This is a genomic window from Sinorhizobium medicae, assembly GCF_007827695.1.
In the GTDB taxonomy this organism is placed as follows: Bacteria; Pseudomonadota; Alphaproteobacteria; order Rhizobiales; family Rhizobiaceae; genus Sinorhizobium; species Sinorhizobium medicae.
Genome location: NZ_VITA01000005.1, coordinates 265,561 through 287,112, shown reverse-complemented (window position 1 = coordinate 287,112; position 21,552 = coordinate 265,561). Strand labels below are relative to the sequence as shown.

General features: G+C 62.5%; 22 protein-coding genes. 11 read left to right on the top strand and 11 right to left on the bottom strand.

Going from position 1 to position 21,552, the window contains the following annotated elements; all coding sequences use genetic code 11:
* The first annotated feature begins 106 nt into the window (after positions 1-106).
* The 4 genes from rph to hemW are packed head-to-tail and all read left to right on the top strand — an operon-like array spanning position 107 to position 3,136.
* On the top strand, positions 107-826 hold the full coding sequence (rph, locus tag FB009_RS11070) for a ribonuclease PH (RefSeq protein WP_011974225.1): 720 nt from the start codon (positions 107-109) through the stop codon (positions 824-826).
* A gap of 28 nt (positions 827-854) precedes the next feature.
* Entirely contained in the window at positions 855-1,268 is a 414-nt protein-coding gene (locus FB009_RS11065) for a glyoxalase/bleomycin resistance/extradiol dioxygenase family protein (RefSeq protein ID WP_011974224.1), read from the top strand.
* A 30-nt stretch (positions 1,269-1,298) separates the two neighbouring features.
* Positions 1,299-1,943: an RdgB/HAM1 family non-canonical purine NTP pyrophosphatase gene (gene rdgB / locus FB009_RS11060; protein ID WP_011974223.1), complete on the top strand. Its 645-nt coding sequence runs from the start codon at positions 1,299-1,301 to the stop codon at positions 1,941-1,943.
* A gap of 11 nt (positions 1,944-1,954) precedes the next feature.
* On the top strand, positions 1,955-3,136 hold the full coding sequence (gene hemW, locus FB009_RS11055; RefSeq protein ID WP_018013186.1) for a radical SAM family heme chaperone HemW: 1,182 nt from the start codon (positions 1,955-1,957) through the stop codon (positions 3,134-3,136).
* A 38-nt stretch (positions 3,137-3,174) separates the two neighbouring features.
* Here the strand turns inward: hemW and FB009_RS11050 are convergent, their stop codons facing one another.
* The 8 genes from FB009_RS11050 to mutM form a co-directional block, all read right to left on the bottom strand.
* Complete coding sequence (locus FB009_RS11050; protein ID WP_011974221.1) at positions 3,175-4,041, bottom strand: nuclear transport factor 2 family protein; 867 nt, start codon at positions 4,039-4,041, stop codon at positions 3,175-3,177.
* Between the two features lie 23 nt (positions 4,042-4,064).
* Positions 4,065-4,547, bottom strand: a complete 483-nt coding sequence (locus tag FB009_RS11045) for an SRPBCC family protein (RefSeq protein WP_011974220.1) — start codon at positions 4,545-4,547, stop codon at positions 4,065-4,067.
* A gap of 286 nt (positions 4,548-4,833) precedes the next feature.
* Positions 4,834-6,117, bottom strand: coding sequence for an RNA polymerase sigma factor (locus FB009_RS11040; protein WP_011974219.1), 1,284 nt, complete (start codon positions 6,115-6,117; stop codon positions 4,834-4,836).
* The gene (locus tag FB009_RS11035) at positions 6,114-6,488 is read right to left on the bottom strand and encodes a YciI family protein (protein ID WP_011974218.1); all 375 of its coding nucleotides are present in this window, start codon (positions 6,486-6,488) and stop codon (positions 6,114-6,116) included. Before FB009_RS11035 ends, FB009_RS11040 begins: the two co-directional genes overlap by 4 nt.
* Before the next feature lie 234 nt (positions 6,489-6,722).
* On the bottom strand, positions 6,723-8,168 hold the full coding sequence (dnaA, locus tag FB009_RS11030) for a chromosomal replication initiator protein DnaA (RefSeq protein WP_234838699.1): 1,446 nt from the start codon (positions 8,166-8,168) through the stop codon (positions 6,723-6,725).
* Between the two features lie 1,003 nt (positions 8,169-9,171).
* Entirely contained in the window at positions 9,172-9,438 is a 267-nt protein-coding gene (rpsT, locus tag FB009_RS11025) for a 30S ribosomal protein S20 (RefSeq protein ID WP_011974216.1), read from the bottom strand.
* 192 nt (positions 9,439-9,630) lie between these two features.
* Positions 9,631-10,404: an enoyl-CoA hydratase gene (locus FB009_RS11020; RefSeq protein WP_012067768.1), complete on the bottom strand. Its 774-nt coding sequence runs from the start codon at positions 10,402-10,404 to the stop codon at positions 9,631-9,633.
* 72 nt (positions 10,405-10,476) lie between these two features.
* On the bottom strand, positions 10,477-11,397 hold the full coding sequence (gene mutM, locus FB009_RS11015) for a bifunctional DNA-formamidopyrimidine glycosylase/DNA-(apurinic or apyrimidinic site) lyase (protein WP_012067767.1): 921 nt from the start codon (positions 11,395-11,397) through the stop codon (positions 10,477-10,479).
* 183 nt (positions 11,398-11,580) lie between these two features.
* Here mutM and ubiE point away from each other — a divergent pair, with 183 nt between their 5' ends.
* From ubiE to FB009_RS10995, 4 genes are all read left to right on the top strand, one after another.
* Positions 11,581-12,357 carry a bifunctional demethylmenaquinone methyltransferase/2-methoxy-6-polyprenyl-1,4-benzoquinol methylase UbiE gene (gene ubiE, locus FB009_RS11010; RefSeq protein WP_012067766.1) on the top strand — a complete coding sequence of 259 codons (777 nt, stop codon included), beginning with the start codon at positions 11,581-11,583 and terminating at the stop codon, positions 12,355-12,357.
* 4 nt (positions 12,358-12,361) lie between these two features.
* Positions 12,362-13,936, top strand: coding sequence for a 2-polyprenylphenol 6-hydroxylase (gene ubiB / locus FB009_RS11005; protein ID WP_012067765.1), 1,575 nt, complete (start codon positions 12,362-12,364; stop codon positions 13,934-13,936).
* An 83-nt stretch (positions 13,937-14,019) separates the two neighbouring features.
* A complete protein-coding gene (locus FB009_RS11000; protein ID WP_012067764.1) occupies positions 14,020-14,799 on the top strand; it encodes an SDR family oxidoreductase in 780 nt (259 codons plus the stop codon).
* Between the two features lie 113 nt (positions 14,800-14,912).
* Positions 14,913-15,506: an ankyrin repeat domain-containing protein gene (locus tag FB009_RS10995; RefSeq protein ID WP_024311533.1), complete on the top strand. Its 594-nt coding sequence runs from the start codon at positions 14,913-14,915 to the stop codon at positions 15,504-15,506.
* Between the two features lie 52 nt (positions 15,507-15,558).
* On the opposite strand, the gene FB009_RS10990 is transcribed toward FB009_RS10995, so the two are convergent.
* Positions 15,559-16,464: an NAD(P)/FAD-dependent oxidoreductase gene (locus FB009_RS10990; RefSeq protein WP_012067762.1), complete on the bottom strand. Its 906-nt coding sequence runs from the start codon at positions 16,462-16,464 to the stop codon at positions 15,559-15,561.
* The gene (locus FB009_RS10985; protein ID WP_012067761.1) at positions 16,454-16,912 is read right to left on the bottom strand and encodes an Rrf2 family transcriptional regulator; all 459 of its coding nucleotides are present in this window, start codon (positions 16,910-16,912) and stop codon (positions 16,454-16,456) included. Before FB009_RS10985 ends, FB009_RS10990 begins: the two co-directional genes overlap by 11 nt.
* Before the next feature lie 144 nt (positions 16,913-17,056).
* On the opposite strand from FB009_RS10985, the gene coaBC reads away from it, so the two are divergent.
* Positions 17,057-18,280: a bifunctional phosphopantothenoylcysteine decarboxylase/phosphopantothenate--cysteine ligase CoaBC gene (gene coaBC, locus FB009_RS10980; protein WP_012067760.1), complete on the top strand. Its 1,224-nt coding sequence runs from the start codon at positions 17,057-17,059 to the stop codon at positions 18,278-18,280.
* Between the two features lie 18 nt (positions 18,281-18,298).
* Here the strand turns inward: coaBC and FB009_RS10975 are convergent, their stop codons facing one another.
* On the bottom strand, positions 18,299-19,123 hold the full coding sequence (locus FB009_RS10975; RefSeq protein ID WP_012067759.1) for a class II glutamine amidotransferase: 825 nt from the start codon (positions 19,121-19,123) through the stop codon (positions 18,299-18,301).
* A 243-nt stretch (positions 19,124-19,366) separates the two neighbouring features.
* On the opposite strand from FB009_RS10975, the gene FB009_RS10970 reads away from it, so the two are divergent.
* Positions 19,367-20,497 (top strand): Gfo/Idh/MocA family protein, encoded by a 1,131-nt coding sequence (locus tag FB009_RS10970; RefSeq protein WP_102045679.1) that lies wholly within the window; start codon positions 19,367-19,369, stop codon positions 20,495-20,497.
* A gap of 131 nt (positions 20,498-20,628) precedes the next feature.
* A complete protein-coding gene (locus FB009_RS10965; RefSeq protein ID WP_012067757.1) occupies positions 20,629-21,483 on the top strand; it encodes a MurR/RpiR family transcriptional regulator in 855 nt (284 codons plus the stop codon).
* The last annotated feature ends 69 nt before the right edge of the window (positions 21,484-21,552 follow it).

Sequence of the window (21,552 nt, the reverse complement as noted above, 5' to 3'; positions counted from 1 at the left end):
CGCGCGCCGACAAGGCAGACATTCCACTTCGCTTGAGCAACAGAATTGTTTCCATTTGGACAGGAAAGGCTCTAGAAGGCTCAGCAGGGATCGACAGGAGTTGACGATGCGGCCATCCGGCAGAAAAACCGACCAAATGCGCAAGGTCTCGTTCGAGCGCAATTTCTCCAAGCATGCGGAAGGATCCTGCCTGGTACGTTTCGGCGATACGCACGTGCTCTGCACTGCAAGCCTGGAGGACAAAGTTCCGGGATGGCTCCGCAACGGCGGCAAAGGCTGGGTCACTGCGGAATACGGCATGCTGCCGCGTGCGACCGGCGAGCGCATGAGGCGTGAGGCCTCAGCCGGCAAGCAGAGCGGCCGTACGCAGGAAATCCAGCGGTTGATCGGGCGGTCTCTCAGAGCGGTCGTCGACCTGCCGGCGCTCGGCGAGCGCCAGATCTCGGTGGATTGTGACGTGATCCAGGCCGATGGCGGTACGCGCACGGCATCGATTACCGGTGCCTGGATTGCCCTCCACGACTGTCTGAAGTGGATGGAGGCCCGCAACATGGTCAAGCTGGAGAAGGTCTTGAAGGACCATGTTGCCGCCATTTCCTGCGGCATTTTCGCCAGCCAGCCGGTGGTGGACCTCGACTATCTGGAGGACTCGGCTGCGGAGACGGATGCCAACTTCGTCATGACGGGCAGCGGCGGCCTCGTCGAAATCCAGGGAACTGCGGAAGGCAAACCCTTCAGCGAGGAAGAATTCGCAAGTCTGATGCTGCTCGCCAAGAACGGAATCGCCGAGCTCATCGAAATGCAAAAGCTGGCGATCGCCGGCTGATCCAGCACGGGTTTTAGAGGACGATCTCGTGCCGACGTTCGAAGGTATATTTGAGACTGCGCTTTATGCCGAAGATATCGACCGGGCGGAGGCCTTCTACGGCATGGTCCTCGGTCTCGAAAAGATTACGCGCGCCGGCAACCGGCACGTCTTTTTCCGCTGCGGTGAAGGCGTGCTGCTGATCTTCAACCCCGAAGAAACGGTGAAGCCGCCGGGGCCGAACGCACTTCCGGTGCCCCCGCATGGTGCGAAGGGGAACGGCCATATGTGCTTCCGCGTCGCCGCTGAGGCGCTGGACGCCTGGAAGACGAAGCTGGAAGCAGCCGGCGTCGAGATCGAGGCTGATATCTGTTGGCCGAACGGTGCCCGCTCCTTCTATTTCCGCGATCCGGCTGGAAACAGCCTCGAATGCGCGGAAGCCGGCCTCTGGGCCAAGGACTGAATTCGGCCATACCTGAACGGAACGGATGTAATGCGCAGACTGAGTGACAAGACGCTGGTGGTCGCAAGCCATAATGCCGGCAAGATCCGCGAGATCCGCGATCTCATCGGGCCGCTCGGCTTCGAGGCTAAATCGGCAGCAGACCTGAATTTCATCGAGCCGGAGGAGACCGGAACGACCTTCGAGGAGAACGCGGCGATCAAGGCGCTCGCCTCGGCCAAGGCCTCCGGGCTGCCGGCGCTTTCCGACGATTCCGGCCTCGTGATCGATGCGCTCGGCGGCGCACCCGGCGTCTACACCGCCAACTGGGCGGAGCGCGAAGATGGCAGCCGCGACTTCCAGATGGCCATGGAGAAGGTCGAAGAGGCGCTCCGCGACAAGGGCGCCGTTATGCCCGAGAGCCGGACGGCGCGCTTTGTCTCCGTTCTCTGCCTCGCCTGGCCGGATGGACATGTCGAACTCTTTCGCGGCGAGGTGGAGGGCACTGTCGTCTGGCCGCCACGCGGCACGAGCGGCTTCGGCTACGATCCGGTCTTCCAACCCAAGGGTTACAACACAACATTCGGTGAAATGCGCGCGGAAGAGAAGCATGGATGGAAGCCGGGCGATCCAGAGGCTTTGTCGCACCGCGCCCGCGCTTTCAAGCTGTTCGCCGAAACCTGCCTCGGCGCCTGAGAAACGAGACAATGCAGATAGCCCCGCTTTCAGCGATCGGTGACGGAATGGACCCCGGTTTCGGGGTCTATGTGCACTGGCCGTTCTGCGCGGCGAAATGCCCCTATTGCGATTTCAACAGCCACGTCCGCCACACGCCGGTGGAGCAGCCCCGTTTCGTCGCCGCCTTCCTGAAGGAAATGGCGGCAGTGCGCGATCTTTCCGGGCCCAGAACCGTCACCAGCATTTTCATGGGCGGGGGCACTCCGTCGCTGATGGACCCTCAGACGGTGGAGGCGATCCTCGATGGCATAGCCAGGCACTGGCATGTGCCTGACGGCATCGAGATTACCATGGAGGCCAACCCCTCAAGCGTCGAGGCGACGCGCTTTCGCGGCTATCGGGCCGCCGGCGTCAACCGCGTCTCGCTTGGCGTCCAGGCGCTGAACGATCGCGACCTGAAATTCCTCGGAAGGCTGCACAATGTCGAGGATGCCCTCAAGGCGATACGGCTCGCGCGCGAGATCTTTCCGCGTATGTCCTTCGACCTGATCTATGCGCGGCCCAACCAGACCGTCGAGGAATGGGAGCGGGAGCTGAAGGAGGCGGTCTCCTACGCCGTCGATCATCTGTCTCTCTACCAATTGACCATCGAGGAAGGCACTCCGTTTTACGGTCTGCACAAGGCAGGCAAGCTCATCGTTCCGGACGGCGAGCAGTCGGCGGTGCTTTATGAAGCGACCCAGGAGATCACCGCCGACATCGGCATGCCCGCCTATGAGGTGTCCAACCATGCCCGGCCGGGCGCCGAGAGCCGGCACAACCTCACCTATTGGCGCTATGGCGACTATGCGGGCATCGGCCCCGGCGCTCACGGCCGGCTGCAGGTCGGATCGGGCAAGATCGCGACCGCAACCGAGCGCAACCCCGAGGCCTGGCTGCAAAACGTCGAAGAGCATGGTGACGGCATGGTCGAACGGGAGTTTCTCGATTTCGAGGCACAGGCCGATGAGCTTTTGCTGATGGGGTTGAGACTGCGCGAAGGTGTCGATCTGGCCCGGTGGCAGAGTCTCTCGGGCCGCAATCCGGACCCGGCCCGGGAAGAATTCCTGATAGAACACGGCTTCATAGAACGTATCGGCAATTCGCGGCTGCGCTGCACGCCCTCCGGCATGCTCATTTTGGATGCCGTGGTAGCCGACCTCGCCTGCTGAAGATCGCGGCAGCGGGATGAGGTGCCCGCCCTCCCCCGTCAATCGCCTCCCGTTACCGGGGCGACGATCCCCCAGGTTACCCCGAAAGGATCCCGCAGCTGGCCGTAATAGTCGCCCCAGAACGCGATCTCCAGCGGCATCGTCACCTCGGCGCCGGCCGCCACCGCGCGTTTCCACCAGACATCCGCGTCGTCGACGACGAGATGCAGCACGAAACCTTCCGGCGGTTTCCAGGGATGGCCGAATTCGGGGAAGGGATCGTTCAGCATCAATGCGCCGCCATTGATCGTCAGATGGCAATGGATGAGACGGCTGCCGTCCTGCGCATATTTTCGATCCTCCTCTTTTGCGCCGAAAGCCCGGCCGTAAAAGGAGGCCGCCGCATCCGCGTCCTCCAGGTTGAGATAAGCGATGACCCCGGGCATCGGGGGGCGCGACGGCGCTTGCCAGTCGACCTCGGACCGGGGATCGAGATCGATTGCCGCCTTGAAACTCCCATCCATATAGAAGGGAACGGATTCGTGCTGATGCGCGATCTTCCAGCCCCCGTCGGTGCGCCTGAGGCCCAGGGTCAGACGATACCACAGCGCCGCCTTCTCGCCGTCCTGCTTCTCGCCCGAGAGATGCGTGAGTGCCGTGGCGAAGGCGACGTCGCCGCTCACCGCAATGTCGAGGTCTTCGAGGATGAAACCGAGCTGCCCTTTCCACGTGGAAAACCACGCATCAAGACCTCCCGCGTCTGCATCCGAAGCCTTCAGGGGCGGTGCCAGCGAGAAGACGACGCAATCCTGTGTGCCGTTTGCGAGAACGCGGGCGGCATCCTTCCGGCGCAGCGCCTCGGCCCAGTCCCCGATGACACTCCTGATCTCCGCTACGGCCGCAGTCCTGTGTTCGGTGACAGTCATGGCCAGATCCTCCTCTTAGAGTTCTAGAGTTTTGCGACGAGAGCGGCGAGCTGATCGGCGCATTGGCCCCAGCCCTCGTGGAAACCCATTTTCTCATGCGCTTCGCGATCCTCGACGTTCCAGTGAAGCGCACGCGCCGTGTAACGGGTCTTGCCGCCTTCATCTTCGAAGGTCATGATCGCGGTCATGAACGGTTTGTCGGACGGTATCCAGGCTTGCGTGAAGGCATCGGTGACGACGATCTTCTCGTTCGGCACGACTTCCAGGTAGACGCCCTGATTGGGATAGAGTTCCCCTTCCGGCGAGCGCATGACGAAACGGTTGGTACCGCCTGCCCTGACGTCGAGTTCCGCTTCCGTGATCGTCCACGGCAAAGGGGCGAACCACTGCTTCAATAGCGCCGCTTCCGTGAAGGCCTGGTAGACCTTCTCCCGCGGGGCATCGATCAGGCGGGTGAGAACCAGTTCCCGTTCGCTGGTGGATTTTGCGTCAGTCGCTGCAGTCATTTTCAGTTCCTCCATGTTGGCTCAGTCCAAGGACGAAGGAGGAAGCCGGCCGCCGACAGCGGGTCGAAAGATTTTTTCGCTTTTCTTCCGCAACCGGCATCGGCGCAGCCGGGGGGATCGAGCCGGGTGCGGATATAGGCGGCTTCGGCCGCTTACTCCATCCGATTGACGCGTCGCCCCGATTTGCGCGACGCCTCGCCAAAGGCCGCGGCAATCCTCATCATGAAGGCCTTGCCGAACTGCCTAAGGGCTTGTGCGTCCCGCGCTTGAGATCGCGGAGGCCTGCCTACGCGCCAGGACAATCACTTGAGAAGGAAGGTTCCGGCATCGGCGCAGCCGCGAGGTGATCGAGCTGGGTCCGGATATAGGCCGCTTCGGCCGCGTTGGTGGCGAGTGCGATTGCCTGGTTGAAAGCTTTGCGCGCCTCGCATGCAAGGCCAAGCCGCTTCAGGAGGCCGCCGCGCAGCCCATGATAATAGAAGTAGCCGGACAGCCGCTCGCCCAAAGGCTCAATCATCGCCAGCGCGGCCTCGGGCCCCTCGCGTTTCGAAACCGCGACGGCGCGATTGAGGGTCACGACGGGTGAGGGCTGCAGGCGTTCGAGCGCCTGGTAAAGGAGGTCTATTTCCTCCCAATCCGTTTCCTCCGGCCGTGAGGCGCGGGCGTGCAGGGCAGCGATTGCGGCCTGGATCTGATAGGGACCGGGACGCCGGTGGCGCATCGCTTTGTCGATCATCGCCAGCGCCTCGGTGATCATCGGCCGGTTCCAGAGCTGCCGATCCTGATCTTCGAGCAGGACCACGGCGCCAGCGGCATCGAACCGAGCGCGGGCGCGCGAATGCTGGAGGAGCAGAAGCGCCGCCAGCCCCATGATCTCCGGCTCGGCCGGAAACAGCCGAAGAAGCAGCCGGGACAGGCGGATCGCCTCGTCGCAGAGATCTGCGGAGACACCCTCGGGGCCGTTCATCGCCGAGTAGCCCTCGTTGAAGACAAGATAGATCATCGTCGCGACTGCAGCGAGGCGCTCCGCCCGGTCGGCGGCATCGGGCGTTTCGAAAGGGATGCCGGCGGCCGCAACACGCGCCTTGGCGCGGGTGATGCGCTGCTCCATCGCCGCCTCGCCGACAAGAAAGGCACGGGCTATCTGCCTGACGGAAAGGCCCGATACGATGCGCAGTGCAAGCGCGATCTGCTGGGTCGCCGGAAGCGCCGGATTGCTGCAGACGAAAAGCAGCCGCAGGATATCGTCGCGATAGTGTGCGCCATCGAGGCGATCGGCGAGCTCGCTCTCCCTGTCGCCAAGGTCGGAGAGCAGTTCCTCCGGCGGCAATGCCGTCTCGCGCGACTGCCTGCGCACCCGGTCGATGCCGCTGTTGCGGCCGACGAAGATCAGCCAGGCGGCGGGATCGCGCGGAGGACCGGTACGCGGCCAGTTTTTCAGTGCCCGGATGCAGGCTTCCTGGAACGCCTCCTCCGCCAGGTCGAGGCTGCGAAAGTATCGCAGCAACGCACCCATGGCCTGTGGCCGTGCGGAAACCAGTGCGAGATCGATCCAGGCTGTGTCGGTCATGAGGGCAACTCACCGGGTTTATAGAGGGCGAGCGGCCGGACCTCGTAAGAGCCCGTGCTCGGATTGGCGTTACTGAGGTCGCGCGCGAAGTCGAGCGCTTCGTCGAGCGAGGCGCAATCGATCAGATAGAAACCCAGCAACTGTTCCTTGGTTTCGGCGAAGGGACCATCGATGACGATCGTCTCGCCGGCACTGTGGCGCAGCGTCGCCGCCGCCGTCGTCGGCACCAGGCGCGCAACCGGCCCCAACTTGCCCGACTCGGCATATTTCCGTTGGACGACGCTGAGATCACGCATGACCCTGTCATCCTCCTCCTTGCTCCAGGAGCTGGTGACGCTTTCATCATTGTAGCAAAGTACGGCGTAAAGCATTGAGACCTCCGCTCTGGTTTGAAGACGCTTGGCGCTAGTGATAGCCGACATGCGGGGCGAAAAAAACAGCGAGGCTTCTGCTGAAGCCCTCCTTCAAAAGCCTGTGATAAGGACAGGAGGCGCCCGCCAGATCGTGCACCTCCGAGCGGAAACGGTGCCGGTTTTCCGGAACTGCTCCGATTCAACAAAAAAGCCCGGCGGACCGGGCTTTTGTAAGTGGAAACTTACCTGTCTCTATTCGTTGATCAGGCGCTTCAACAGCTCGATCTCATGGCTGAGCTTGGTGTCGCCCGAAATCAGCTCTTCGATCTTGCGCACCGCGTGGAGCACGGTCGTATGGTCGCGTCCGCCGAAGCGGCGGCCGATCTCCGGAAAGGAACGCGGAGTCAGCGTCTTGGACAGATACATGGCTATCTGGCGCGGCTTGACGATCACGCGGGTGCGGCGGTTCGAAACCAGTTCCTGGCGCGAGACGTTGTAATGCTTGGCCACGACGCGCTGGATGTCCTCGATGCGGACCCGGCGCGGTTCGCCGGCATTGACGAGATGGCCCAGCAGTTCATCGACCCGCTCGATCGAAAGCTGCGGCTCGAAGGAGCGGCGGAAGAGAAGCTGATTGAAAGCTCCCTCCAGCTCGCGGCCGCTGGCCGTTACGTTGCGGGCGACGTGGCTCAGGATCTCGAGCGGAATTTCGAGTGTCGCATCGTCCTGGCGCGCCGCTTCGAGGCGGCGCTTCAGCATTTCCAGGCGCATTTCGTAGTCCGGCCCTTCCATCTCGATCGCGACACCTCCCTGAAGGCGCGAGCGAACGCGGCTGTCGAGCGATTCCAATTCCCACGGCGCGCGATCCGCGGCGACGACCACCTGTTTGGCGGAGTCGAGCAGCATGTTCAGGAGATGGCAGAACTCGTGCTGGATCGACTTGCCCTGTAGAAACTGCATATCGTCGATGATGAGAAGGTCGATGTTGCGAAGCGACTCCTTCAACGAGAGCGCATCATTGTCGCGGATTGCCGTTGCGAAACGCCACATGAAATATTCGGCCGTCAGATAAACGACGCGCGGCGCCCGGGCACTCTGGAGCGCCGCCAGCGCGATCGCCTGCAGCAGATGGGTCTTACCGAGGCCAACGCTCGAATGAATGAAAAGAGGATTGAAGCGCACGGCGCCGGCGCCGGCCTCGGCAATCGTACGCGCTGCCGCGAGCGCGACCCGATTGGAGGAACCCTCTACGAAACTATCGAAACCGTACCGCTGATCAAGCGGCGACCCGAAAAGCGGCGTCTGATGGGGCCTCGCCGGAGCTGCCGCAACGGTCGAGGCAGAGATCGCCACCGAAGGGGATGTCGCAGAACGGCGAACAGAAGCGACGGGCACCGTCTCCACCGCGGCAGAAACCCTCTCTTCAGGAGCCGCCGGACGATGTCCGCGGGTGGCGGTGCGCACCAGGATCTCCACCTTCAATATCTCGCTGTCCTCCTGTTGGACGAGCGAGGTGATCAGATCGAGATAACGATTATTGATCCAGGACTTCAGAAAGGTCGTCGGGACCGAGAGGCGCACGACGCTTTTCGACACTGAATGAAGCTTGAGGCGCCCAAACCAACTCGCGAAGACATCCGGTCCGACCTGGGCTTTCAAACGCGCACTTACCCGCTCGAAGAGTGCGTCATGCCGCATGTCGTGTTTTTCCCCCGCCGCCTGAGACTGATTGCTTCCGGCCTGAAAACCTTCAGGTGCCGTCGCCAAATTCATCTGCATTTTGCCGCCTTCCAATTTCTTTATCCGATGCCGTCATTTCTGGCGGCCTCATTTTTTATGTCCGCCCGCCACGGCCGCTCAAAGCCATGCCGCGTCAGCCGAACGCTCTGATACGCACCGATGCGGGCTCCTCATATCCCGTCCCGGCGCGCTGCGCCCATCCGCTGCCTTCGCTTCAAGCGAATGTCCCCTAGCGCTTCGCCTTACCGGTTCCAACCGCCCCTTTTCAAGACAAGCGAAACCGTTTCCTCGTTGCCGCTGACCGCATCGTTGTACAAAGCGGACAGCTCGCGCCTTCCTCGTTCCTACTCCCACACATTCGAAATGCGACGCCCAGGTCGGCAACCATAAGACGAAACGTCCTCGCTCCGGTGCGAAGGCTCGCCCGGTTTTATCGTCTCGACTTTTCTGATTGATCGACGTGGAATTAACCCCGCCACAGGTGACAGAAAGCCCAAGGCCATCCCGCTGGAATGACCCGTAAACTTTCCTCGTACAGATATGATCTGCGTCCCCTGTGGAAGGCATTTAGGCAGGATCGCCCGGCAAGATCAATCGCGTTTTTTATCGGTCCATGAGCGCCGACAGTTGACTCTCGTGCTGGCTTTTGCATGCCGCTCCGCGAGTCCTTCGAGAATCCCTGTTGAATCAACGGTTTTGTTTTTTGCGGTCTTGTTTAGCTGGCGAAAAAGAAAAAAAATAAAAAATGGCTTGACTCACTCCGGACTCAATCCGGTTGGGTTGCAGGATAACATTTTTGCCGCAACCTCTCGTAAGCCACTGATTTTATTAAAAAAAATATGTCACTGGACTGACATGAGCGCGGCAGGATGAATCGAACTTGACGTCAAGCGCAATGCGAATCGGAAAAGCCCGGCGCGAACGCCGGGCACTTCATCAACAGAACTTTTTCTTAGCCGGGTTAGGCCGAAAGGCTTTTCACACGCTGCGCCAGGCGCGAAACCTTACGCGACGCCGTGTTGGAATGCATCACGCCTTTGGTAGCGGCACGCATCAGCTCCGGCTGCGCTGCCTTCAGGGCGGCGGCTGCGACTGCCTGATCGCCGGAAGCGATCGCCTCTTCGACCTTGCGGACGAAGTTACGAACACGCGAACGACGGGCCTTGTTCACTGCGGTACGGCGTGCGATCTTGCGGGTCGCCTTTTTCGCCGAAGTTGTATTGGCCATTGATGCCTCTCTTCGAAAACTGACATGAACTCCGCCCTCGCCGTGCCGGGTCACTGCGACCTGTCATACAAGCAATTCGGGAGCATTATCGGAAAGCCTCGAACGAGTGCGTTCCAAACTGAGGGCGGCGTATAAAGGGAAACCGCCCCTACGTCAACGCGGAATTTGAGAAAACCGCGTGCCACCCGTGCCTCACTTGTTTTTGAATTCGGCTTTGCGCTTGGCGACGAAGGCGCCCATGCCCTCTTTCTGATCCTCCGTCGCGAAGAGCGACTGGAAGAGCCGCCGCTCGAAACGCAGCCCCTCGGCCAGCGTCAGCTCCAGAGAGCGGCTGACCGCCTCCTTGGCCATCATCGCCGCCGGCAGCGAGAAGGATGCGATCTTTTCGGCGGCGCCGAGCGCCTCCTCCAGGAGCCTGTCGGGAGCCACCACGCGCGACACCAGCCCGGAGCGCTCGGCCTCCGCCGCGTCCATCATGCGGCCGGTGAGGATGAGGTCCATCGCCTTCGCCTTGCCGATGGCGCGGGTCAGCCGCTGCGACCCACCCATGCCGGGAATAACGCCAAGCGTGATCTCCGGCTGTCCGAACTTCGCCGTTTCGGAAGCGATGATGAGGTCGCACATCATGGCGAGTTCGCAGCCGCCGCCGAGCGCATAGCCCGAGACCGCCGCAATCATAGGCTTGCGGGCGTCCGCGACACGCTCCCAGCCGCCGAGGAAGTCGCCGAGATAACCCTCGACGAAATCGAGCGCCTGCATCTCCTTGACGTCGGCCCCGGCGGCAAATGCCTTTTCGGAGCCGGTAAGAACGATGGCGCCGACGCCCTTGTCGGCGTCGAAGGCGTTCAGCGCTTCATGGAGGTCGCGCATAACCGCCGCATTCAGCGCATTGAGCGCCTGGGGTCGGTTGAGCGTAATTAGGCCCACGCGGCCCCGCGTTTCCACCAGCAACGTCTCGTAACCCATTCCCGTCTCCTTCACGCATTTTCGGAATCGAGCGCCCGGCAGATCCGGGAGCGAAATGTGCCTTGCCGCGCGCTATTTCTGGCAGTGCGGACAGTAAAAGGTCGAACGCCCTGCCTGAACGATGCGCTCAACCGTACCGCGGCAGCCGGACGTGCGGCAAGCCTCGCCTTCTCTGTCATAGACGGAGAAGCTGTGCTGGAAATAGCCAAGACTGCCATCCGCCTGAATGTGATCCTTGAGCGAGGAACCGCCGGCGGCGATCGCATCTGCGATGACGGCGCGGATCGCATCCGTCAGCTGAACCAGCGCCTGCTTCGGGCGAGCCCGCTTGTCGACGAGCGTACCTGCCGCCCTTTTCGGCGAAAGGCCCGAACGCCACAATGCCTCGCAAACGTATATATTGCCGAGGCCGGCGATCGTCCTTTGATCGAGAAGAGCGGCTTTCAGCGGCTGCGCTTTGCCGGAGAACCGGGCGGCGAGATAGGCCGCATCGAGAGCGTTGCCGGTCGGCTCCTCGCCGAGGCCGCGAAGAAAGACGTGCTCGGCAAGCGCTTCGCGCCGCGCCAGAGCCATGAAGCCGAAGCGGCGTGGATCGTTATAGATGACCCGGGCCGGGCCGCAGGAGGCATCGAGATGGAAGACGACATGGTCGTGTTTCTCGTCCTTGCTGCGCGGACGGTGGAAATCGCCGGGGACGGCGGGATCGGCGCTCTCCTTGATGCGGCCCTCCCCGGGACCGTCAAACTCGATCCTGAACGAGCCGGACATGCCGAGATGGGCGATGATGACGTCGCCGCCCTCCAGCTCGATCGTCAGATATTTGGCGCGGCGCGAGAGCGCGACGATACGCCGGCCGGCGACTGCGTCCTCGAAATTCTCGGGAAAGGGAAAGCGCAGATCGGGACGGCGCAATTCGGCGCGCACGAGAAGTGCTCCCTCCATCGTCGGCGCCAGTCCGCGCTTGACCGTTTCCACCTCGGGCAATTCCGGCATCGGCTGACTTCCTTCAATCCTTTGTTCATCGCGTTGGCCCGCGTGAGCGTCTCGCCATTCCCATAGCGACATCGATGGCCTATATCCCGCTGCATGCGGCCGCCGGTCGCTTCTCGCCCAGATAGCGTGCGACGGGCGATTTCGCTATGGTGCCGGCAAAATTCGTTGAAGTGGAGTATTCGTATGGCGGACGAGCGCGTATCGGCGAGTGGCGGAATGGAGACCTCTTTCGGTTTTCGCGAAGTCGGCACGGGCGAGAAGCAGCCGCTCGTCAACGATGTCTTCCACAAGGTCGCCAAACGCTACGACATCATGAACGACGTGATGTCGGCCGGGCTGCACCGCGTCTGGAAGGATGCGATGATCGCGGCGCTCAACCCGCCGGGCCGCGAGGACTACCGGGTCCTCGACGTCGCCGGCGGCACCGGCGACATCGCCTTCCGTATTGTCGAGCGCTCCGGGCGCAAGGCTCAAGCGACCGTGCTCGACATCAACGGCTCGATGCTTTCGGTCGGTGCCGAGCGGGCGCGCAAGAAGGGCATCGAAGCCAATCTCGAATTCGTCGAGGCCAATGCCGAAGACCTGCCTTTCGCGGCGAATTCCTTCGACGCCTATACGATCGCCTTCGGTATTCGCAACGTGCCGCGCATCGAAGTGGCTCTGCGCGAGGCCTATCGGGTGCTGAAGCGCGGCGGGCGGCTGCTCGTACTCGAGTTCTCCGAGGTCGAGATGCCGCTGCTCGACCGCTTCTACGATGCATGGTCCTTCAATGCGATCCCGAAATTCGGCAAGCTCATCACCGGTGACGATGCACCTTACCAATATCTGGTCGAATCGATCCGCAAGTTTCCAAACCAACGCGATTTCGCCGCCATGATCCGCGATGCCGGCTTCGCGCGCGTCTCCTTCACCAACTATACCGGCGGCATAGCAGCGCTGCATTCCGGCTGGAAAATCTGAACGCATGAGCACGCCAGGCGCATATTTCCGTCTCATACGGATCGGCTGGGTCCTTGCGCGCGAGAACGCGTTTGCGGCGGTCCCCTCCGAACACCTGCCCCCGCTCGCACGTTTCGTGCAGAAGCTCGCCGGCCTATTGGCCCGCCGCGAGGCGCGCCTCGAGGAGCGCAACGACCGGCTTGCCCGCGCGGTGGAACGGCTCGGCCCCTCCTATGTCAAGATCGGCCAGTTCCTGGCCACACGACCGGATGTGGTCGGCGCCGAGCTTGCCGCCGACCTGTCGCTGCTGCAGGACCGCATGGCGACCTTTCCGCAGAGCGAATCAAGGGCTGCGATCGAAGCGTCGCTCGGCCGGCCGGTCGATGCACTGTTCCTCGAATTTTCCGAGCCCGTTGCAGCCGCATCGATCGCCCAGGTTCACGCCGCCGTGATCATGCGCGACGGCAAACGCGAACGGGTTGCGGTCAAGGTCGTTCGCCCCGGCGTGCGCCAGCGTTTCGCCGCCGACATCGAAGCCATGTACCTGGTTTCGCGCATGCAGGAGCGGTTCCTGCCCTATACGCGTCGCCTCAGGCCCGTCGAGGTGACGAGGACGCTCGAGCAGACGACCAAGGTCGAAATGGACCTGAGGCTCGAGGCCGCCGCGCTTTCCGAACTCGGCGAGAACACCAAGGAGGATTCCGGTTTTCGCGTGCCCAGGGTCGACTGGGAGCGCACCGGCCGGGACGTCGTGACGATGGAATGGATCGACGGCGTCAAGATGTCGGATATCGAAGGCCTGAAAAGGGCCGGTCACGACCTGAACCGCCTTGCAGAAACGCTCATCCAGTCCTTTCTGCGCCACACGCTCAGGGACGGGTTCTTCCACGCGGACATGCACCAGGGCAACCTGTTCGTCGACGATGCGGGCCATATCGTCGCCGTCGACATGGGGATTGTCGGCCGCCTCGGCCGCAAGGAACGCCGCTTCCTCGCAGAAATCCTCTACGGCTTCATCATGCGCGATTATCAGCGTGTCGCGGACGTCCATTTCGAGGCCGGTTACGTTCCCTCGCATCACGACGCCGCAAGCTTCGCCCAGGCGATCCGCGCCATTGGAGAGCCGATCCACGGCCAGCCGGCCGAAACTATCTCCATGGCGAAGCTTCTGACGCTGCTTTTCGAGGTCACCGAGCTTTTCGACATGCAGACGCGTCCCGAACTGGTGATGCTGCAGAAGACCATGGTCGTCGTCGAGGGTGTCGCCCGAACGCTCAACCCGCGCTTCAACATGTGGAAGGCCTCCGAGCCGGTCGTCGGCAGGTGGATACGGGACAATCTCGGACCGAAGCGCATCGTCGCGGATCTGCGCGATGGCATGCATGCGGCGCTCCGGGTCGCCGAGGCGCTTCCGGAAATCGCGGCCAGGACGGAACGCTTCTCCGCAGACGTCATGGCGATGAGCGAAAAGGGCTTGCGCTTCGATGCGGATACCTCGGAAGCGATCGGCAGAGCCGAAGCGCGGCACACGCGCTCCGGCCGCATTGCATTGTGGGTGATCGCGGCCACGCTCACCTACATCGCCTGGCAGCTTGCGTGACGGTTGATAGAATGCCGCTCGCCTGAGGCTCCGAACCATCCCCCGCTGGGGTGAGAAAGCTGTCGAAGCAGGAGGAATGAACCATGGATCTCGGCATCGAAGGCAAAAAAGCGCTTGTTCTGGGCGGCAGCAAGGGGCTTGGGCGCGGTATCGCCGAAGCGCTTGCGGCCGAAGGCGTTGCGGTCGCCTTGACCGGCCGGAACGAAGAGACCGCAGGCAGGGCCGCGGCGGAAATCAGTCCGGATGCCCTCGGCTTTGCGCTCGATCTGGCCGGGTCCGAGGCCATCGATCCGTTCCTTGACCGGCTCGCCTCCGCCTTCGGTCCGATCGACATTCTGGTGCTGAACGGAGGCGGTCCCCCGCCCACCCATGCCAGCGACATTGATCCGGATTTCTGGCGGGCTCAATTCGAGGCGATGGTGCTTTCCGCGATGCGTATCGCCCACCGGCTGCTTCCGCCGATGCGGGCGCGCGGCTTCGGCCGCATCATCGCCGTCGCCTCCACCAGCATTCGCGAGCCGATCCCCGGACTGACGGCCTCCAACGCGCTGCGCAGCGCACTTGCCGGCTGGATGAAGACGCTCGCCGGTGAGGTCGCAGCCGAAGGCGTGACCGTCAACATGCTGTTGCCGGGCCGGCTTGCGACGGACCGGACGCTGAGTTTCGACCGAATGGATGCAGAGGCCGAGGGCGTCAGCGTCGAAACCATCGCCGCGCGCAGCCAGGTGGAAATTCCGGTCGGGCGTTATGGGACGCCTGTCGAGTTCGGTGCTGCCGCCGCCTTTCTCGCAAGCCGCCAAGCCGCCTATATCACCGGAATTGCGCTTCCCGTCGATGGCGGCCTCAGCCGGTCGATGCTGTGACCGTGTCCGCGATCTGCATCAGAATGAACGGGACGAGGACTTGGTGGTGGCGGATCATCGCCTCCCTTTTCGTGATCATAGCGCTGAACCGAGAGGGAGCCGCGGAGACCGCCATGCTGGAGACAGAATTGTTGTCCGCCGCCAGGCAGGGCAACGCCCCCGAAGTGAGCGCTCTCCTGAACCGGGGCGCGAAGGTCGATGCGCGCGACGAAAGCGGCGCGACGGCCCTGCTTATCGCGACGCATGAGAACAATATCGAGGCTGCGCGGGTGCTTATTGCGGCCGGCGCAGACGTCAATGCCAAGGACCGGATTGAGGACAGTCCCTATCTCTATTCCGGCGCGCGCGGCCACCTCGAAATATTGAAGATGACCCTCGCACACGGTGCCGACCTCAAGAGCACCAACCGCTACGGCGGCACCGCCCTCATTCCGGCCGCCGAGCGTGGCCATGTGGAAACGGTGAAGACATTGATCGAGGCCGGCGTTGCCGTCGATCATGTCAACCGCCTCGGGTGGACGGCACTCCTCGAAGCGATCATTCTCGGCAATGGCGGCGACAGACATACCGACATCGTCAGGCTGCTGATCGAAGCCGGTGCCGATGTCGATCTTGCCGACGGCGACGGCGTGACGCCCCTCGCCCATGCAAGCAGACGCGGCTTTCGCGCCATCGAACGCCTGCTTACCGCCGCCGGCGCCCGCTGACCGGAGCACTTTCAGGAGAAGCGTGTAGGGTTTTCCGTCCGGGAAGACGGCCTCAATGCACGTCGAAAATCAACGATTTATGGGCAGCCACGGCTGCCGTGACGCCGTCGCCCACCGCATGGGAGACCGAGCCCGCCGAGCGCGCCGCATCGCCGCAGGCGTAGACGCCCTCCACGCTCGTCTCCTTTGCCTCATTCGTCCGTATAAAAGGCCCGAGCGGGCCTTCCTCGAAAGCGCATCCGAGCGCTGCGGGCAGGCCGCTTGCCATGCGGGTACGGGACGCAACGAAAAGACCTTCGAGGGAAACAGTCCGACCGCCTTCCAGCACCAAGGTCGCCTTCGGCCCGTCGAGAGCGACGACCTTCTGCCTTTCGATCTCCACGCCGCGTGCCTCGAGCATGGCGGCCTGGGCGGCATCGGGCTCGAATACATCATTGGCAAACAAGGTGGTCGGTCCCCAGTCCGGCAGCATCATAGCCTGGTGAAAACTGTTCTCACCGGTCGCGAGAACGCCGATTCGCCCCTGCCCGAGCTCGTAGCCGTGGCAATAGGGGCAATGAAAGACGGCACGGCCCCATCGTTCCTGAAGTCCCGGCAGCGACGGCAATTCATCGATCACCCCGGTGGCCAGGATCAACCGCCGCGCGGCGATCTTTTCACCCTGTATCGAGACGATGAGATTCGCGCCGCCGCGGCTTACCGTGTCAGCCATTCCTTCGACGAATCGCACATTGGGATAGGCCATCAACTGCTCCCGCCCGTGCGCCGCGATCACCGCCGGCGCTTCGCCGTCGCGGCTGAGGAACCCATGCGACGTGTCGGCGAAGCGGTTCCTGCGCGCGCCCGAATCGACGACCACCACGGAGCGCCTCGCCCTTGCCAGCTGCAATGCCGCGGAAAGACCCGCATAGCTTCCTCCCACAATCGTTACATCAACTGGCGCCGCATCAACCGACATGATTTTGCTCCTTCGTTTTCTGGCGACCGAGCGCCATCCGTTGCTGAAAATCACGCGAAAGATCTGCCAGACTTATCGTTCCCAGTCGCTGGAGGAGGAGAAGCTCGGCTTCCCGGAGCGCCCCGTCCATTGCGGCATTGACGGCCTGTTCCACCAGGCAGCCGGGGGACTCGGTGCGATTGCCGATCGCAAAAAAGGCAGGCTCCCCGAGAGCGGCATGCACGTCTGCGAGGCTGACCGTTGCGAGGTCGCAGGCGAGCGACCAGCCACCGCCATGCCCCTTTTCAGAGCGCACCAGCCCCGCTTCCCGCAGACCGGCCATCGTGCGCCGGACCACGACGGGGTTGGTGGACAGGCAGGCCGCCAGCTCTTCCGAGGTGATGGTTTTACGCTCCGCCATATGAAGCAGCGCATGCAGGGTGATGGAAAGTCTACTATCGCGTTTCATGTAACTCAATATGTTACGTGATTTTCAAAAAAGTCAATGCCTGGAAATTTTGGCCAACACACCAACTAGGCCCGCAATTGCGTGCGGCAAGACGGTCGAGTAGGGTCGCCGAAAACGGACGGAGGCGGCTGAGGCCGAAGCGGAATGACACTGTCGGGAAAGCGTATCCTTCTCATCATCTCCGGCGGCATCGCGGCATATAAAAGCCTCGACCTGATCCGCCGCCTGCGCGAGCGCGGCGCCGACGTGCGTCCGGTGATGACGGCGGCGGCGCAGCGATTCGTGACGCCGCTCACCGTCGGCGCACTTTCCGCCTCTCACGTCTTTACGGAGCTTTTTTCGCGCGAGGACGAACAGGATGTCGGCCATATCCGGCTGGCGCGCCATTGCGATCTCGTCGTGGTGGCGCCGGCAACGGCTGACCTCATGGCGAAGATTGCCAATGGCCATGCCGACGACCTCGCCTCGACGGTGCTCCTGGCGACCGACCGGCCGGTGCTGCTCGCTCCGGCCATGAACCCGAAGATGTGGATGCATCCGGCCACACGCCGCAACCGCGCGACGCTTGCCGGCGACGGCGTCCGCTTTATCGGACCCGGCACAGGTGAAATGGCTGAAAGCGGAGAGGCAGGTGAAGGCCGCATGGCCGACCCTCTGGAGATCGTCGCGGCGGTAGAGGGAATGCTTGGCGAGACGAGGATCGGCGGATCGGGGCCGCTCTCCGGCCGTAAGGCGATCGTCACTTCCGGCCCGACGCACGAGCCGATCGATCCGGTTCGCTACATCGCCAACCGCTCGTCGGGAAAGCAGGGCCACGCGATCGCAGCGGCACTTGCGCGGCTCGGTGCGGATGTCACGCTGATTTCGGGGCCGGTGACCATCGCGGATCCCGCCGGCGTGCGCGTCGTGCGGATCGAGCGCGCCGAGGAGATGCGCGATGCCGTGCTGTCTGCTCTGCCCGCCGATGTGGCCGTCATGGTGGCAGCGGTGGCCGACTGGCGCGTCGCATCCACAGCCGGCAACAAGATCAAGAAGCGGCCGGGCGAGGCCCCGCCTTCACTTCGGCTTGCGGAAAATCCCGACATCCTGAAGACCGTGGGCCACCACGCATCTCGGCCCAGGCTCGTGATCGGCTTTGCCGCGGAAACCGAGAACGTCAGCGAGAACGGCCGCGCCAAACTTGAGAAGAAGGGTGCCGACTACATTCTTGCCAACGACGTCTCGCCCGAAACCGGCATCATGGGCGGCGACCGCAACCGCGTGAAGCTGATCGGCCGCGACGGAACGGAGGACTGGCCAGAAATGGGCAAGGATGACGTGGCGGAGAAGCTGGCGGCTCTGATCGAGAAGAAGCTCTCCGCCCAGTAGCGCGACACCAACGATCGGTTACGCCTCAACCTCTTCCGGAATGACCAGGACCGGCCGCGGCGGAACGTCGCCGGTCCTGAAGAGACGAACGTCGACTCCGTTTTCGCCGACCACGATCGCGCTGCCGTCCGGAATCTCCAGCCAGGCATCGTCATCATCGTTGAGCGGCTCGGAGACGAGGCAATATCCACCGGCGGGCCCCATCGGCCCGGCATAGAGTGTAGGCGCCTTCCAGTCGGTGGCATATCGAACCGCGTAAAGGTCGCGGCCGTCGGAAAAAGCCGCCGTGAAGCGCACGAGTGCCGGTCGCTCCAGGCGTTCGGCAAGCCGCTCGACGAAGGCGAGCGCCTCGGCGACGGCCCCGAGGGGATCGCGCTCGAGGCCGAACTGCAAGGCGAGCAGGAAAAGCAGTTCCGAATCCGTCGTGCCGGTGCGCGCCTGATAGAGCTCGTTGCCGAGCATGGTCTCCATCGGCCGCCGCAAATACTCGAAATCTCCGACCTGACCATTGTGCATGAAGGACCAGCGGCCGAAGACGAAGGGATGGCAATTGTCGCGGCGTGTACCGCCGCCGGTCGCCGCGCGAACATGGGCGAGGAACAGCGGGGATCGAATCTGCCTCGCGATGCTCTTCAGATTGCAATCCGACCAGGCCGGCAAGATATCGCGATAGCGACCCGGCTCAGGCCGGTCGCCGTACCAGGCAATCCCAAAGCCATCGCCATTGGTCGCCGTCTTAGCCCGGACGGCGCAATGGGACTGTTCGATCAGGGAATGCTTGGGCGACGTCACGAGTTCTTCGAGATAGAGCGGCTCTCCGCGATAGGCTGCCCAACGGCACATGCTCATCACCCTGGTTTGGCCCCGCCATATGAAAATGATTCGTGCGCCCCCGTCAGCAGCGATGTTTCAACGGAACATGGTAAAATTGCGTTAACACATTCTTTCCTGAAACATAGCGGTTTCCTCCTGTTCCCCTCCAAGAAAGAGAAATGTTTTCGAACAAATATTCCATATTGACATTGTTCGCACAGTTCATTTCATTTCCACCGAACGCGAATGAGGGCCTGACCCGGGAGAAACGACATGAGCGGCAGGCGCAGGCTGGGCATCGGCCTGATCGGCACGGGCTTCATGGGCAAGGCCCATGCTCTCGGCTTCACGATTGCAGCGCGGGTCTTCGACCTGCCTTTCGAGCTGGACCTCGTATCCGTCGCGGACGTGACTGTGGAGGGCGCGGAGGCGGCCAGGGGACGGCTCGGCTTCCGCAAGGCGACCACCGACTGGCGCGACCTTCTGATCGACCCGGAGATCGACGTCATCGATATCACCACGCCGAACCTCCTGCACAAGGAGATGGCGCTCGCCGCGATTGCCCATGGTAAGCACGTCTATTGCGAAAAGCCGCTGGCCCCGACGGTCGCCGACTGCGCCGAGATGGTTGCGGCGGCCGAAAAGGCAGGGGTCGTCACCCAGCTCGGCTTCAACTATCTCAAGAACCCGCTCATTTTTCTCGCCAGGGACATCATCGAAAGCGGCGAGATCGGCGAGATACGGTCGTTTCGCGGCGTTCACGCGGAGGACTTCATGGCGGATCGGACCGTTCCCTGGGGCTGGCGGCTCGATCCGCGCAGCGGCGGCGGGGCTCTTGCCGACATCGGCAGCCATATGATCGCCTGCATGCGCCATCTCGTCGGGCCCGTTAGGTCCGTGCTGGCCGACTCCGTAATCCACGTTGCGGAACGCCCGCTCGCTCGCGGCGCAACAGAGACCCGCGCCGTCAAAGTCGACGACGTAACGCGGGCTTTTGTTCGATTCGAGAGCGGCGCAAGCGGGAGCTTCGAAGCCAACTGGATCGCGACCGGCCGCAAGATGCAGCACGACTTCGAAATTTACGGGTCAAAAGGCAGCATCGTCTTCACGCAGGAACGGCTGAACGAAATCAAGATCTATTATGCGGGCGACGATATAAGGAGCCGCGGCTTCCGCACCATCTGGGCGGGTCCGGAACATCCGCCCTACGGGGCGTTCTGCGTCGCTCCGGGCCACCAGATCGGCTTCAACGATCTGAAGGCGATCGAGGTCCACGAATTCCTGGAAGCGATCGCGAATGGCGTCAGGACGTCTACCGATTTCCGCGAGGGTTATGAGGTCCAGAAGGTCCTCTCCGCGACCTACCACTCCGCCCGGACGAACGCCTGGGTGGAGATCGGGTGAATGGCGTGGCCGTTGGGCCCTTCTCCCGCGTTCAACATGGATAAGGTATCAAAATGGAATATCCATTCTATCCCGAGATAGGCTAATCCATTAGAGTCGGTCAATCGCAAGCAGCCCGGAGTCCGCGAACCATGCCCATGCCCGAGACGACCAACGATGTCCCGCAGGATTTCGAGACACTGAAGGCGGTCATTCTCGAGCGCAAGGCGCAACTGCCGAAACGGCTGAAGCAGGTGGCGGCCTATTCGCTCGACAATCCGGACGAGATCGCCTTCGGCACCGCGGCAAGCATTGCGACTTCGGCCGACGTCCAGCCCTCGACTTTGGTGCGTTTCGCCCAGCATTTCGGCTTCGAAGGGTTTTCAAGCCTGCAGCAGATTTTTCGCGCAAGGTTGCGCGAACGCACGCCCGGCTACGAGGAGCGGCTGAAGGCGCTGCGCCAGAACGATCACAACAATCTCGAGAGCGGATCGATCTTCAACGGCTTCGTTGCGGCTGCTCATCGCTCGCTTGAAAACATCGCAACGTCGGTCGACCCCCATTCCTTCGAGCGCGCCGTCGATATACTCGCCAAGGCGAATACCATCTATCTGATCGCCAAGCGGCGCTCCTACCCGATCTCCAGCTACATGGCCTATGCCTTCGGCAAGCTGAAGGTGAAATATCAGCATGTCGGTACGGCTGCCGGGATCGACGACGACATGCTGGCGATGGCCAACAGGGAAGATGCCGCCTTCGCGGTGAGTTTCTCGCCTTACGCAAGCGAAAGCGCCAACCAGGCGCGCCTGCTCGCCAACCGCAAAGTGCCCGTGGTGTCGCTGACCGACTCCGCCTTCTCGCCGCTCGCCGAATCCTCCAAGGTCTGGTTCGAACTCGTCGAGGCCGATCACGCCGGCTTCCGTTCGCTCTCGGCCAGCATGGCCTTCGCCATGGCGCTAACCGTCGCGATTGCCGAGAAACGGCGCCGTATCGCCGAGGGGGAGTGAGTAATATAGAACGTAAATTCCATATTGACGAGGCAACGGAATTTATGTTTCATATGCCCGTGACCCATG